Origin of the sequence: Streptomyces sp. NPDC021115 (genome assembly GCF_044333065.1) — a bacterium.
Lineage (GTDB): Bacteria > Actinomycetota > Actinomycetes > Streptomycetales > Streptomycetaceae > Streptomyces.
This window is the reverse complement of sequence record NZ_JBIRQF010000025.1, coordinates 103,387-116,186: the sequence shown is the minus strand read 5'-3', so window position 1 is coordinate 116,186 and position 12,800 is coordinate 103,387. Positions and strand designations below refer to the sequence as shown.

Sequence of the window (12,800 nt, the reverse complement as noted above, 5' to 3'; positions counted from 1 at the left end):
GACGTTCTGTGGGCAATGCTGCGTGACAAGAGGTTCTTCACCTCCGCCCCGCCGGTCACGCAGGCGGCTTGACACGATCATTGAGATTCTCCTTGGCCAGACGCAGGACCAGGGCGCGGATCGAGCGGATGGTGCGTGGGCGTCCGCGTCGTCTGGGTACGCAGGTTGCGGCATGGCGCTGCCTGAGCAGGTTGCGATGCCAGCGCAGGACCGTGTCGGGGCGGACCAGGAGCAGAAGGTGCCGCAGTCTGTCTTTGGGGAGGTGGTGGAGCAGGCTGACGAGGATGGCGCGGTCTATGTCGGTGAAGGTCGGCTTGCCGACCTGGCGTTGCAGGACCAGCAGTTGGTGCCGGAGTACGAGGATCTCGACGTCCTTTTCTCTGTCGCTCATCGGCATGAGGCGTAGGAACGCCAGGGCGTTGGTCGCGGCGAGGTAGGCCAGACGCAGCAGCACGACAGATCATGATGCCGCCGGGGCCCTGCGCTGGTGAAGACCCCGGGGTGAACGCCGAGGAGAACCGAAGATCCGTGATCAGTCTGCCGACCTGCGTGGACGATTTATCGGCACCCGCAGTGTAGGTGGTGGGCGGCATGGGGCGGCGTTTTCAGGGCCCCGTGCGGGCGGTGTTCGTTGTAGAAGGCCTTGTACTCGCGCAGGGCGTGGAGGAGGTGACTCTGGTTCCAGATCAGGGTCCGGTCCAGGAGTTCGGTGCGGCAGGTCTTTATCCAGCGCTCGATGAGGGAGTTCATCCGAGGTATCCGAACGCCGGTGGTGACGACCTTGAGACCAGCATCGGTCATCAGGGCGTCGAAGGCGGTTGTGAACTTCGAGTCGCGGTCGCGGATCAGGAACCGTGCCCTGCTGCCCGCGTCTTCGAGGTCCATGAGGAGGTTGCGTCCGAGCTGTATGATCCAGTCCGCCGCCAGAACCGGTCGGCGGGCTCATAGCGCACCGGCCCGGTCAACCGGCGGCGCAGGACCGCGTTCTCGTGCCGCAGTACCAGCAGTTCCGCGTCCTTCGCCGTCTCGCGACGGAGGAGCACTGCTAGAACCGTCAGCAGCTTCCGGGTCACCTTGTACAGCAGGGAAAGGAACACGTGGGGCATGATCCCAGCGGGCCGTCCACACCCCGCTCAGCTGTGGCGATGACTTTTCGAGCGGCACAGGCTGCACATCAGCGGGGTCACCGCCCGCCCGATCCGGGGACTGGGCGGTGCAGCAGGCGCGGAATCTCGCCGCCGACCTGGGCATACGCATACAGGCCCTGCGCTTCCTGCTGCGCGATCGCGATGGCAAGTACGGCGAGGCGTTCGATGCCGTCTTTCGGGTCGAGGAGATGAAGATCATCAACAGTGCGCCACAGGCTCCCCGTATGAACGCGCACTGCGAACGCATCATCGGCAGCATTCGGCGCGAAGCCCTCGACCACGTCCTCATCATGAACGAGGTCCACGCCCGCCACGTCCTCGCGGCCTACGAGCAGCACTACAACGAGCACCGACCCCACCAAGCACGCGATCAGTTACCACCCGACGCCCCCGAGCAACCTCAACACTCACGAAGTCCTGCGTACCCGGATTCTTGGCGGTCTCCTCAACGAGTACCGTTATGCCGCCTGATCAGCCGCGATGACTTTTCGAGCGGCACAGGGCTGACCGCATCCAGCTCACCTGCGGTGATGACTTTTCGAGCGGCACAGGATACCGTCGGCCGGTCGAGAAGGCAGAGCCAGCCGGAGTGGGCGGTCATCGGCTGATCGATGCGACCAGGTCCGCGGTCTCCTTGTGCAGGCGTTCGGCGTTCGCGGGGTCGAAGGCAGGACCAGCGACCGGCAGGGACCTGCCCTTGTTATACACCGTCAGGCCCGCTGCGGGACGCTCGTCGATCAGCTCGATCATGGGGGCGATCGCTTTGTCGACCGGAGCGGCGAAGAGTCGTCCCAGCACCTTGTTGAGGGTGCGCGCGGGCTGGCTCATCGATTCACTCAGGCCGGTGGCGACCAGGCCCGGCGCGTACAGCACGTAGCGGGTGCGGGCGTCCGGGTGGACCTGAGTGAAGGACACGCCCAAGAGGTCGTTGCGGCGCGCCGTCTGCGTCGCTGCGCGCATGGCGCTGTAGCCCGTGCGCTGCTGCAGGTCGCCGAAGCGCATCTTGCCAGGGGAGCCGGGGGCGGCGATGTTCAGTACCAGCGGCGCCTCGGCGCGCTCCAGCCGGTCGAGCAGGTCGTGACCGAGCAGGTAGCGGCTGAGGTAGCCGAGCGCGAAGCTGGACTCCAGTCCGTCCTCGGTCTCCACGCGCTTGCCCTGGAACCGCTGGGCGGCGAGGACCAGAACGTCGATCACCTCAGGCATTTGGTCGACGACCGCACGCACGCCCGCCACGGTGCTGAGGTCGGCCCGTACGAAGGAGGCACGCTCGGCCGCGCCGAGGTCGGCCGCGGCCGCGAGGAAACGGGTTCCCTTGGCCTCGCTGCTGCCCACTGCGATCACCCGGTCCTCTCGCTCCAGGTAGTGCAGACCCAGCCCGCGGCCCATGCCGTCAGTGCCTCCGGTGATGACGAATGTGCGCATGGTTCTCCTCGTGGATCCTTGATCGGTTCAGGGTGGGTGGCACCAGCCAGGGGTGATCCCTCCGTCCGGCGGGCAAGTGCCGGGCGGGACGTCCCAGTCATGCGCCGTGCCGCCGGCCGCGTCGGTCACTGCCCGCGGACCGAGGGCCCGGGCACCTCGTGGGACGAGGGCGGGGGCAAGGTGGTGGCCGAGGGGCGCAGCCCGTCGGCGAGCAGGGCAAGGTAGCGCCGGCGGTCCGCCCCGTCCCGGTCACCGGGGTGCGCGGTGGCCATGGTCATGGCGATGACCGCGACCAGGTCGCGCACCTGAAGTTCCGGCCGCACCGCTTTGGTGTCGATCGCGCGGCTCAGCAGGTCGTCCAGGGCAGGCAGGAAGCGCTGGGCCGTCTCATCGGCGAGCGCCTGGAAACTCAGAGCGAGCGCGTGGATCCCCTGCCGCCTGGCCAGCACGTCCGTGGCGGCCTTGAGCGCGTCGACGAGGTCCTGCCAGGAATCGTCGGTGCGCGCCAGGGTCACCGGCTCGATCTCGGTGGCCAGGAGATGATCGAAGACGGCCTGGATGAGTTGGTCGCGATTGCGGAAGCGGCGGTAGAGCGTCATGACGCTCACCCCCGCCCGCTCGGCGATCTGCTCCAGCGTCGCCTCCGGCCCGATCTCTTCGAAGGCGTCGACTGCGGCGGTGACGATCCGCTGATGGTTGCGGGCGGCGTCGGCTCTCACCAGGTCACCTGGAGCGAGCGCAGGCCGAATACGGCGCTGGGGGCCCGGAAGTCGGCCTGTTCGTCCGGGCCGGCGAGCGCGAGGCCGGGGAAGCGCCCCAGCAGGGCCGGGAATGCGATGCGCATCTCCATCCGCGCCAGCGGCGCCCCCAGGCAGTGGTGCACCCCGTGGCCGAAGGCGACATGGCGGACGGCTCCCCGCGTGATGTCGAGCGTGTCCGGAGCGTCGAGGAGAGCGCGGTCGCGGTTGGCGGCCAGGGGCGAGGGTGCCACGAGCGAGCCGACGGGAATGGTGTGCCCGGCGATCTCCATGTCCGTCGTGGTCGTGCGCACTAGCGAGGGCACGATGGACAGCCAGCGCAGCAGCTCCTCGACGGCGGGCCCGATCCGTGCCGGGTCCTCGCGGAGCATCGCCAGCTGGTCCGGATGGCGCAGCAGGGCCAGGGTGCCCAGGCCGAGCATGTTGGCGGTGGTCTCGTGTCCGGCCAGCAGCAGCAGGCTCGCGATGCCGATCAGCTCGTCGGCTGTCAGGTCGTGGCCGTGCTCGCGCACCAGCATGCCCAGCATGTCCTCGCCCGGGTCCGCCTGCGCCCGGGCGACCAGGCCGGCCATGTACTCCCGGTCCTCCCACCGCGCCGCGTTCCGGTCCTCGACCGGCGCCGACAGATCCAGCAGGCGCGCGGCACGGTCCTGGAACTCCTTCCGGTCCGCATACGGCACGCCCAGAAGCTCGCAGATCACCATCGAGGGCACCGGGAGCGCGAAGTGCGCCACCAGATCGGCCGGCTTGCCCGCCTGCTCCAGATCATCCAGCGCCGACTCGACGATCGCGGTAATCCGCGGCTCCAGCCGGCGCATCCGGCGCATCGTGAACTCCGGCGTCAGTATCCGCCGCAACCGCGTGTGCTCCGGCGGGTCGAACGCGATCACGTTCCCGGCCCGCAGCTTTGCCCGTTCCTCCTCGCTCATGCCATCCGCGTCGGGAAACGTGGTGAGGGCGCTGCTGAACCGGGTCGCATCCGAGAACACCTCCCGGACGTTCTCATGCCGCAGCACCAGATACGCGGGCACGCCGAACGGCGTCATCTGCCGCAGCACGCCCTGATCGTCTCGTACGCGGCCGAGCTCTTCGACCGGATCGAACCCCTCGCGCCGCATCTCCAGCGGCAACTCCGAAGCTCGCGTCATGTCGCTCAGCCCTTCTCGTGATCACGTGGGACCTCCTCACACTACCAGGTAAGTGAAAGTCTACTAACATTTAAGGGGGGGCGAGGCGCCGAAGCCCCGACGGCGGCCACCGTGGAGTTCGCGATGGGCAGCGCTGGGAGTCCCTCGACCAGACGCTCTCCCGGGCGGAGCGAAGCTCCTGCTCTCCCTGGGCTCGGCGAACGTTGGAATCATGGCCGTGACCGGGCTCGGACGGGCTACGTCACGGCGTCGACAGTGAGGAAGGCACAGGCGGACCATGCCTCTCCGGCGCTTGGGGCGGCGGTGGGATCGCCGCCTGGCGGAGGGCGTCGCGGCAGGCGAGGACGGCGGGGTGGCGGCTGCGGCCCTGGCGTACGACGGTGAAGACGCGGCGGGTGCGTCGGCCGCGGGGGAGTTGTCGAAGGGTGACGGTCGGAGGCTGTCCGCTCCAGACGAGGTCGGGGAGGAAGGCTGCGGCAAGTTCCTGCTCGACGAGACGCTGGTGGAGCAGCAGGTCGGTGGTCTCGAAGCGGACGTCGGGTTCGAAGCCGGCGGTGCGGCACAGGGCCATGGCCCAGTGCCGGGCGGCGGTGCCTTCGGGTTCCATCACCCAGGGGTGGTCGGCGAGGGAGCGCAGCGCCGCCGTCGGACCGTCGGTGTCCAGAGCGTCGGCCGAGGACGGCAGGGCGAGGTGCAGGGGGTCATCGAGCAGGTCTTCCTCTTCGAGTTCGGCAGGCCGCGGGTTGGGGTTTCCCGGGTATTCCTCGGCGAGGACGAGGTCGAAGTCGCGGGCCTGGAGACCGGGAAGGGCCTTCTCCGGTTCCCTGTGCGTGACGTGGACGCGCAGGTGCGGGTGCCGGTCCCGCAGCAGGCCGAGCGCGGTCGGGACGAGGGCCAGGGCTGCCGTCTGGAACGAGGCGATGCGCAGCGTGCCGGTCAGGTCGGTCAGGGAGGCCGCGATGTCCGCCTCCGCCCGTTCCAGGCGTTCGAGGACCGTTTCCGTGTGGGTGACCAGGATCTCGGCCTGCGCGGTCAGCCTCACCCGCCGCCCCACCGGCTCGAGGAGCGGGACGCCGACTTCCGCCTCCAGCTGGGAGAGCTGCTGGGAGACGGACGAGGGGGCATACGACAGGGCGGCGGCGACGGCGGCCAGGGTGCCGCGGTGCTTGAGTTCCCGCAGGAGCCGCAGTCTGTGCAGATCGAACATGGACACCCGCTCCCCTCGCCATCGCGCAGTGAGCCCTGAATAGTCGGTTTCTCCGATGAGTATAGGTCGGAAACATTCGCTAGACCGATCGCACGGGTGCGCCGCATCCTCATCGTGTGACTGAGACTGCTTCCTCCCTCCGCGCGCTGCCGTGGCTTGCGCGTCCCGGCGCCCGTGCCTGGCGGTGTGCACCCGTGGCTGCCGCGGTGCGCGACTTCCACGCCGCGCTGCCCGACTACTCATCCACCCTGCTGACCGAACTCCCCTCACTCGCCAGGGAGTTGGGGGTCGGCCGGGTCTTCGTCAAGGATGAGTCGTGCCGTTTGGGGCTGCCCGCCTTCAAGGCGCTGGGTGCCTCCTGGGCGGTCCACCGCACCCTTGCCGAGCGGGCCGCGAGCCACGAGTCTTTGGGGCCGGTCACCCTGGTGACCGCCACCGACGGCAACCACGGCCGCGCGGTGGCCCGCATGGCCCGCCTTCTCGGGCAGCACGCCCACGTCTTCGTTCCCCAGGGCGTGCATCCGCAGGCCGTGGCGGCCATCGCCGCCCAGGAAGCCAAGGTCACCGAGGTCGTGGGGGAGTACGACGAGGCCGTACGTCTGGCGGCCGAGGCGGCCGCCGCGCCAGACGCGGTCCTGGTCCAGGACACCGCCTGGCCCGGCTACGAGCGGATCCCGGGGTGGATCGTCGAGGGCTACTCCACCCTCTGCGCCGAGATCGACGAGCAACTGACGGCCGAAGGAGTCGTCGAGGGACCGGACCTCGTCGCCGTGCCCGTGGGCGTGGGGTCGTTGGCCCAGGCCGTGGTCACCCACTACCGCAGCCGCCCCACCGGGAATGCCCCGGCGCTGCTGTCGGTGGAGCCCGAGGCCGCGGCCTGCGTCCTGGCAAGCCTTACCTCCGGTGAACCGGTCAGCGTCACCACCGGCGAAACCAGCATGGCCGGCCTGAACTGCGGCACCCCGTCCAGCATCGCCTGGCCCTACCTGTACAGCGGCCTGGACGCCGCGGTCGCCATCCGCGACGCCGACAGCGCCCGCGCAGCCGGAGACCTCGCCGCTGCCGGGGTCTCCTCGGGCCCTTGCGGGGCCGCAGCCCTCGCCGGCCTCCGCGCGGCCCTCACCGGCGAAGGCGCCGACGAACGACGCACGGCACTGGGCCTCGGGCCGTCCTCGGTGGTCGTCCTGCTGAGCACCGAGGGTGCGGCCGCCAACCCTCATGGCAGCACCGATCACTGAACAACACCGAACACCGAACACCCGAAAGACGACCTGCGTTGAGTCACCACCTCTTCATCACACCACCGCCGGCCGGTTCGATCGCCTCGGCCAGGAGGAGGGCGGCAGCATGCTGACCCACATCCTGGCCGCGATCGGTGTCCTCAGCCTGCTGACCGTCGTGCCCGGCCCGGACATGGCGGTGGTGACCCGACGTGCGCTCGTGGCCGGCCCCGGAGACGCGCTGCGGACTGTGGGCGGGATCGCGACCGGGCTCCTGCTCTGGGGCGCGCTGACCGTGGCCGGGCTGGCGGCCGTGCTCGCCGCCTCGCCCGCGGCCTATCTGGCCGTCAAGCTGACCGGCGCCGGTTACCTGGTGTTCCTGGGGGCACAGACGCTGTGGCAGCACCGCCGCGGCGCCCCTGCTCCAGCCGACGCCGGCACCCGCCCCACTGCCGGGAGCCCCTGGCGCACTGGCCTGGTCAGCAACATCCTCAACCCGAAGATCGCCGTCTTCTACACCGGCCTGCTGCCCACGCTGGCCCCGCCCGGCCTCCCCGCCACCTGGGGCATGACACTCCTCGTCCTCCTCCACACCGCCCTCACCGTCGCCTGGCTGGGCAGCTATGTGCTCGTGCTGGCCAAGGCCAGGCAGGCCCTCGACAGGCCGCGGACCCGCCGAGCGCTCGAACGGGTCACAGGCGTCGCGCTGATCGGCTTCGGTCTCGTGGTCGCAACCACCTCCGGCTGATCCGCGTTCTCGGCAACCGGGACCATATCGTTCGGGATCCCCGACGGTTAACGCTCGGAAAAGTCCGCTGGACCTATCTGAGGCTGCTGGGGCACGGTGCTCGGCAAGCACCGCCCCTCTCCGGGCGTGCCCACCACTCGCCCCTGTTCCCCGGGGCGGCAACAGACTTCGAAAGGCCCTCATGCCCCCCGAGACCGCCCCGACTCCAGCAACTGCCGGGCCTCTGGACTCCAGCCCCACCGGCCTGCTGGCCCGGCTGATCGCCATCGACTCCGTCAACCCGGACCTCGTTGACGGCGGGGCCGGCGAGACCGGCATCGCCGACTACTGCGGCCAATGGCTCGAGGTCCGTGGCTTCGAGGTCCACCGCCTCGAAAAGCGCCCCGCCCGTCCCTCGCTCGTCGCCATCGCCCGCGGCACCGGCGGCGGCCGCTCCCTCATGCTCAACGGCCATCTCGACACCGTCAGCCTCGCCGACTACGACGGCGACCCGCTCGACCCCCAGATCCACGACGGCAGGATGTACGGCCGCGGCACCTTCGACATGAAGGGCGGCATCGCGGCCATGATGGTCGCCGCAGCCCGCGCCACCACCCACGGCCCCCTGCGCGGCGACGTCATCCTCGCCTGCGTCGCCGACGAGGAGTTCGGCAGCTCGGGCACCGAGGAGGTGCTGGAGTCCTTCACCGCCGACGCGGCGATCGTCACCGAGCCGAGCCACCTCGAAGTCACCCTCGCCCACAAGGGCTTCGCCTGGTTCGACGTGGAGATCGAAGGCATCGCGGCTCACGGTTCGCGGCCCGATCTCGGCATCGACGCCATCGCCAAGGCCGGGCACTTCCTGGGCGCCCTGGAGGACCTGGGCCGACGTCTCGCCGAGGGTCCGGCCCACCCCTTCCTTGGCACCGGCACCGTCCACGCCTCCGTCATCCACGGCGGTGAGGAACCCTCGACCTACCCGGCGCACTGCCGCATCACCCTGGAGCGCCGCACCATCCCGGGCGAGGACGCCGACAGCGTCGAGCGCGAACTGACTGCCGTACTCGACCATCTCACCGCCACGGTCCCCGGCTTCCGCCACCGCCTGACCCGCGGCCTGCACCGCGACCCCTTCCAGGCCAACCCCGAGGCCGCGATCGTGCGCACCCTCACCCGCCACGCCGAGCAGGCCCTCGGCCACCCGCCCATGGTGCGCGCCGAACCGTTCTGGACCGACTGCGCCCTCCTGGACCGCGCCGGCATCCCGTGCCTGCTCTTCGGCGTCGACGGCGAAGGGGCACACGCGGCCACCGAGTACGTCGAGCTCAGCTCGCTGGACCGCCTCACCGACATTCTTACCGCCACCATCACCGACTTCTGTTCCTGAAGCCGCGGCCGGACCCGGAGGGACGTCGGCGTCACCGCGGGCGTGGCCGAAAACCCCAAGCAGACCCTCAGCAATGCGATCAACACCCTCCCCGTCCGCATCGCCATCTTCTACGTCGGCGCACTGGTCGTGGTCCTGTCCGTGCTGTCCTGACCGAATACGCCCCCGGCGTCAGCCCATTCGTCGAGGTCTTCGCCAAGGTCGGCATCCCCGACGCCGCCGGAATCATGAACTTCGTCGTCCTGACCGCCGCCCTGTCCTCCTGCAACTCCGGCATCTACTCCACCGGCCGCATGCTCCGCGGCCTGGCCGTCAACGGCGAAGCCCCCGCCGCGGTGAAGAAACTCGGCGGAAGCCGACTCCCGCTCGCCGCCCTGACGCTCTCCACCGCGGTCATGGGAATCGGCGTCGTCGTCAACATCGTCTCCCCGGACAAGGGGTTCACCTACATCACATCGGTCGGCACCTGCGCCGGACTGTGGACCTGGACCATGATCCTCGCCGCCCACCTGCGCTACCGCTCTAAGGCCCGCGCCGGCCTCCTGCCCGCCACCGACTTCCGGATGCCGGGTGCCCCCGTCACCAACTGGATCGCGATCGCCGCTTTCCTCTTCGTCGCCGTCCTCATCGCCATGGACGCCGACACCCGCATCGCGCTGTACGTCTGGGCCGTCTGGTTCGCCCTGCTCAGCGCCGGCTACCCTCACCCTCACCCGAAAGGCACGAGCATGAGCACCGTCGAGAGGAACATCCAAGCCCTGGGCCTGACGCTGTCCCAGGTCGCGACCCCGCTCGCCGCATACGTCCCGGCCATCCGGTCCGGCCGCTATATCCACACCTCCGGCCAGCTGCCCCTCGTCGACGGCGCACTGCCGCTCACCGGCAAGGTCGGCGGCGACGTCACCCCTGATCAGGCCAAGGAACTCGCCCGTACCTGCGTCCTGAACGCCCTGGCCGCCGTGAAGCAGGTCGCCGGAGACCTCGATCGCACCGCCCGCGTGGTCAAGGTCGTCGGATACGTCGCCTCCGCAGCGGACTTCGCCGGCCAGCCCGCCGTCGTCAACGGCGCCAGCGAACTGCTCGGCGAGGCACTCGGGGACAAGGGAGTCCACGCCCGCAGCGCGGTCGGCGTCGCGGTCCTCCCGTTGAACGCTCCCGTCGAGGTCGAGATTCAGGTCGAGCTGACCGACTGAGACGACAAGTGCTGCAGCGAGCCTGATCAGGTGCTCGCACCGGCTCTCAGCGCCGGCAGGGCGGCCCGGTGCTTGTGCCGGGCCGCCCCGTTCGGTCAGGGAAGAGTTATGTACGAGGCATTGCGGCCGCCCAGGGCGAGGGTGACGTCGGGCAGGGGAGTGGTGGGAGGCAGGAAGAAGTCGGTCGAGCCGGCGGACAGCCGGAGTTCGAGCCGATGTCCTGCGGCCAGCTTCCAGTCGACGGGCCAGGTGCTGAAGTCGAAGTGGTAGTAGCGCCCTTGCTCAAGCGGTTCTGACGTGCTGAGTGATCGGCGGTGGCTTGCTTTCAAGGCTGTGCTTGCCGAATACCTTATCCGTGCAGGTCACGCGGCATGTCTGTATTCGTGGAGGATGCCGCCAAGGCGGTCGTGGCGTCGTATGTCGAGTCGGCTTAGCTTGTCGGGATCGTTGATTGGTGTGGGCAGTGGGTGTAGCGGTCGGGCGTTCGCGATGCCCTGGTGCGGTCGGTGGGAGTTGTAGAACTCCTCGAACTCTCGCAGGGCGTGGAGAAGGTGGCGTTGGTTCCAGATCAAGGTTCGGTCCAGGAGCTCGCGGCGACAGGTCTGTATCCAGCGCTCCATGATCGAGTTCATTCTCGGCATCTGGATGCCGGTGAGGACGACCTCGATCCCCGTGTCCTTGAGGGCAGCGAGAGCTCCGGCCGGGCGCCGGATCGACGCCGGCATCCTTCAGGATCTTCCAGACGGTCGACGCAGCCACCTTCACTCCCAGCACGAGCAGCTCGCCATAAAGGCGCCTGTAGCCCCAGCTTGGATTCTCCCTCGCCAGACGCAGCACCAGAATCCGGACGGACCGCACGGTACGAGGCCGACCGGGTCGCTTGGGACGCGATAAGACAGCATGACGGCGCCTGGCGAGGTCACGATGCCAGCGCAGCACCGTGTCAGGACGCACGAGCAACCGCACCTGCCGCAGAATCGGCAACGGCAGCCGGTGCAGCAGCGCCGCCAGGAACGCCCGATCGCCCGGAGCGAACCGCACTCGGTCACCGCCGATTTGGCGTTCGAGCACCGCGATCTGATGGCGGAGGGCCAGGATCTCCGCATCCTTGTCCCGGTTGCTCATCGGCAGCAGACGCAGCAGCGCGAACGCATTCGTCACGCCCAAGTAGGCCAGTCGCAGCAGCACGGTCGATCATCATGACGCGTGGACTACCCGCTACGCGAGAGCACCGACTCGAGCGACGGAGCCGACGACCGCCAGTCCGAGTGCATGCCTCCTACCAGGGCGGATGACATTCTCGGCAAGCGCAGGGTTTCTGAACGGCACACGATCCGTTTCGATGGGTGACGTCCGTTCTGACGGTGTGAGGCTGGTCAAGCCGTGTGGAAGAGCGTGGTGGTGGGCGGTGCCTGTCAGCCGTCCTGGGTGATCAGGAAGTCGCGCAGGTCGGAGAGCGTCTGGGTCGTGCCGTCCACCGTCAACGACCAGAAGGTCCACCCATCCACTTGGTCGTCGCCGGTCGCCATCCGTGCCGCGGACGTGGGCGTGGCCAAGGGCCGCTGGAAGCACATGATGGTGCCGTCCGCCAGCAGGGTTGCTCTGGCCGGCCCCCGTTTCCCCCGGCCTGTCAGCGCGATCCCGCCTGCGGAAAATGCCTCGGGGGGCAAGACGGCCACCAGGGTCCGCAGGTCAATGCGATGGTCTGTCGCCGTGGCCTTAGGGGGCTCGGTTCCGTCGCTCACGTGTTCGGCGATGTCGCCCCCTGTCCCTCCCTCAGGGGGTGCGTCGTCTCCCGAGCGGTCGTGGGCGAGGAGGGCCAGGCGTTCGGCCGCAGCGGCCGCCGCGCTCCATTCGGCGGTCGTCCGGGTCAGGTCGTCGAGCTCGGTGCGGGCGTACAGCGCCGCGCCGGCGTGCCCTCCGCTGGCGAGGTGTAGCTGGACGAGTCCGTTCACCCTGCCGATCAGGGTAGATCTGCTCTCGATAAGTAGGTCGGAGTTGAGCGCGAGCATGCGTATGGTCTCGTCCACCCGGCAGAGGTCTCGTGCCAGTTCGTCTTTGGAGTACGGCCGCTCGGGACGCCGCCGAGCATGGCCCTGCCTGTCGAATCCCATGAGTGCGGCATCCTCGGCCACCACGGGATCGAGCAAAACCGGTAGCTCGCCATCTAGGCTCCCGCCGTCTGATGCGCGTTGCCCAAGCAGGGGGAAGCGGGCTCCCTTGCCAGGTCCGGCGCTTTGATTGCCGTAACGGGCACCGCCGCTGTTGCAGTGGTGGCAGGAGAGACGGTAGTTGGCAGGGTCGTAAGCGAGCCACCAGTACCCGCGGCGCTCCGTCTCACCCACGACGACGGACTTCGGCCGGTAGTGGTCTACGTGGTAGGGCGAGCGGACGAACCTGGTCTCGCAGTACCAGCATTTCTCCCCGATGAGGGCGATCAGCCGGTCGCGGATCGCGTCCTCCCGCCACATCTCGCGGAAGGAGAGCTCCTTGTCCGCGTCCTTCGCGTCCTTGTGGAGCTTCGCGAGTTCCTTAGTGGCCCGGTCCGCCCACTTCTGCGGCGCGGTGAGTCCGCTGTTGTCCACGTGGC

Annotated in this window: 11 protein-coding genes and 5 pseudogenes; 7 read left to right on the top strand and 9 right to left on the bottom strand. The window is 69.1% G+C overall.

Annotated elements, in window-relative coordinates; all coding sequences use genetic code 11:
* Positions 1-85 precede the first annotated feature (85 nt).
* Positions 86-454 (bottom strand): annotated as a pseudogene (locus ACH4TL_RS41620) (integrase); the annotation flags it as partial.
* 78 nt (positions 455-532) lie between these two features.
* Positions 533-918 (bottom strand): annotated as a pseudogene (locus tag ACH4TL_RS41615) (integrase core domain-containing protein); the annotation flags it as partial.
* Positions 919-1,164: 246 nt separating this feature from the next.
* Between ACH4TL_RS41615 and ACH4TL_RS41610 the strand changes: the two are divergent.
* A pseudogene (locus ACH4TL_RS41610) lies at positions 1,165-1,619 on the top strand (integrase core domain-containing protein); the annotation flags it as partial.
* A 126-nt stretch (positions 1,620-1,745) separates the two neighbouring features.
* Here ACH4TL_RS41610 and ACH4TL_RS41605 read toward each other — a convergent pair.
* The 4 genes from ACH4TL_RS41605 to ACH4TL_RS41590 all read right to left on the bottom strand — a co-directional run bounded on the left by ACH4TL_RS41605 (position 1,746) and on the right by ACH4TL_RS41590 (position 5,683).
* Positions 1,746-2,570 (bottom strand): SDR family NAD(P)-dependent oxidoreductase, encoded by an 825-nt coding sequence (locus ACH4TL_RS41605; protein WP_398329171.1) that lies wholly within the window; start codon positions 2,568-2,570, stop codon positions 1,746-1,748.
* Between the two features lie 125 nt (positions 2,571-2,695).
* Entirely contained in the window at positions 2,696-3,289 is a 594-nt protein-coding gene (locus ACH4TL_RS41600; RefSeq protein WP_398329168.1) for a TetR/AcrR family transcriptional regulator, read from the bottom strand.
* Complete coding sequence (locus ACH4TL_RS41595) at positions 3,286-4,476, bottom strand: cytochrome P450 (RefSeq protein WP_398329165.1); 1,191 nt, start codon at positions 4,474-4,476, stop codon at positions 3,286-3,288. The genes ACH4TL_RS41600 and ACH4TL_RS41595 overlap by 4 nt, the downstream gene beginning before the upstream one ends.
* A gap of 241 nt (positions 4,477-4,717) precedes the next feature.
* The gene (locus ACH4TL_RS41590; protein ID WP_398329162.1) at positions 4,718-5,683 is read right to left on the bottom strand and encodes a LysR substrate-binding domain-containing protein; all 966 of its coding nucleotides are present in this window, start codon (positions 5,681-5,683) and stop codon (positions 4,718-4,720) included.
* Positions 5,684-5,799: 116 nt separating this feature from the next.
* On the opposite strand from ACH4TL_RS41590, the gene ACH4TL_RS41585 reads away from it, so the two are divergent.
* The 6 genes and pseudogenes from ACH4TL_RS41585 to ACH4TL_RS41560 all read left to right on the top strand — a co-directional run bounded on the left by ACH4TL_RS41585 (position 5,800) and on the right by ACH4TL_RS41560 (position 10,210).
* Entirely contained in the window at positions 5,800-6,921 is a 1,122-nt protein-coding gene (locus ACH4TL_RS41585) for a diaminopropionate ammonia-lyase (protein WP_398329159.1), read from the top strand.
* A 109-nt stretch (positions 6,922-7,030) separates the two neighbouring features.
* Entirely contained in the window at positions 7,031-7,651 is a 621-nt protein-coding gene (locus tag ACH4TL_RS41580) for a LysE family translocator (RefSeq protein WP_398329156.1), read from the top strand.
* A 181-nt stretch (positions 7,652-7,832) separates the two neighbouring features.
* Positions 7,833-9,017, top strand: coding sequence for an ArgE/DapE family deacylase (locus ACH4TL_RS41575; protein WP_398329153.1), 1,185 nt, complete (start codon positions 7,833-7,835; stop codon positions 9,015-9,017).
* A 42-nt stretch (positions 9,018-9,059) separates the two neighbouring features.
* The gene (locus tag ACH4TL_RS41570; RefSeq protein WP_398329192.1) at positions 9,060-9,170 is read left to right on the top strand and encodes a hypothetical protein; all 111 of its coding nucleotides are present in this window, start codon (positions 9,060-9,062) and stop codon (positions 9,168-9,170) included.
* Positions 9,167-9,655, top strand: a pseudogene (locus ACH4TL_RS41565) (amino acid permease); the annotation flags it as partial. The gene ACH4TL_RS41570 and the pseudogene ACH4TL_RS41565, both read left to right, overlap by 4 nt.
* Positions 9,656-9,745: 90 nt before the next feature.
* Positions 9,746-10,210 carry a RidA family protein gene (locus tag ACH4TL_RS41560; protein ID WP_398329189.1) on the top strand — a complete coding sequence of 155 codons (465 nt, stop codon included), beginning with the start codon at positions 9,746-9,748 and terminating at the stop codon, positions 10,208-10,210.
* A gap of 95 nt (positions 10,211-10,305) precedes the next feature.
* On the opposite strand, the gene ACH4TL_RS41555 is transcribed toward ACH4TL_RS41560, so the two are convergent.
* The 3 genes and pseudogenes from ACH4TL_RS41555 to ACH4TL_RS41545 all read right to left on the bottom strand — a co-directional run bounded on the left by ACH4TL_RS41555 (position 10,306) and on the right by ACH4TL_RS41545 (position 12,795).
* Positions 10,306-10,539, bottom strand: a complete 234-nt coding sequence (locus tag ACH4TL_RS41555; RefSeq protein WP_398329150.1) for a CocE/NonD family hydrolase C-terminal non-catalytic domain-containing protein — start codon at positions 10,537-10,539, stop codon at positions 10,306-10,308.
* Positions 10,540-10,572: 33 nt separating this feature from the next.
* Positions 10,573-11,398 (bottom strand): annotated as a pseudogene (locus ACH4TL_RS41550) (integrase core domain-containing protein).
* 227 nt (positions 11,399-11,625) lie between these two features.
* Positions 11,626-12,795 carry an HNH endonuclease gene (locus ACH4TL_RS41545; protein WP_398329147.1) on the bottom strand — a complete coding sequence of 390 codons (1,170 nt, stop codon included), beginning with the start codon at positions 12,793-12,795 and terminating at the stop codon, positions 11,626-11,628.
* Positions 12,796-12,800: the final 5 nt, after the last annotated feature.

Bases quoted from the DNA above. Each gene is read 5' to 3' on its own strand.
- ACH4TL_RS41605 (WP_398329171.1), bottom strand. From the start codon at position 2,570: ATGCGCACATTCGTCATCACCGGAGGCACTGACGGCATGGGCCGCGGG.
- ACH4TL_RS41595 (WP_398329165.1), bottom strand. From the start codon at position 4,476: ATGACGCGAGCTTCGGAGTTGCCGCTGGAGATGCGGCGCGAGGGGTTC.
- ACH4TL_RS41590 (WP_398329162.1), bottom strand. From the start codon at position 5,683: ATGTTCGATCTGCACAGACTGCGGCTCCTGCGGGAACTCAAGCACCGC.
- ACH4TL_RS41580 (WP_398329156.1), top strand. From the start codon at position 7,031: ATGCTGACCCACATCCTGGCCGCGATCGGTGTCCTCAGCCTGCTGACC.
- ACH4TL_RS41575 (WP_398329153.1), top strand. From the start codon at position 7,833: ATGCCCCCCGAGACCGCCCCGACTCCAGCAACTGCCGGGCCTCTGGAC.
- ACH4TL_RS41560 (WP_398329189.1), top strand. From the start codon at position 9,746: ATGAGCACCGTCGAGAGGAACATCCAAGCCCTGGGCCTGACGCTGTCC.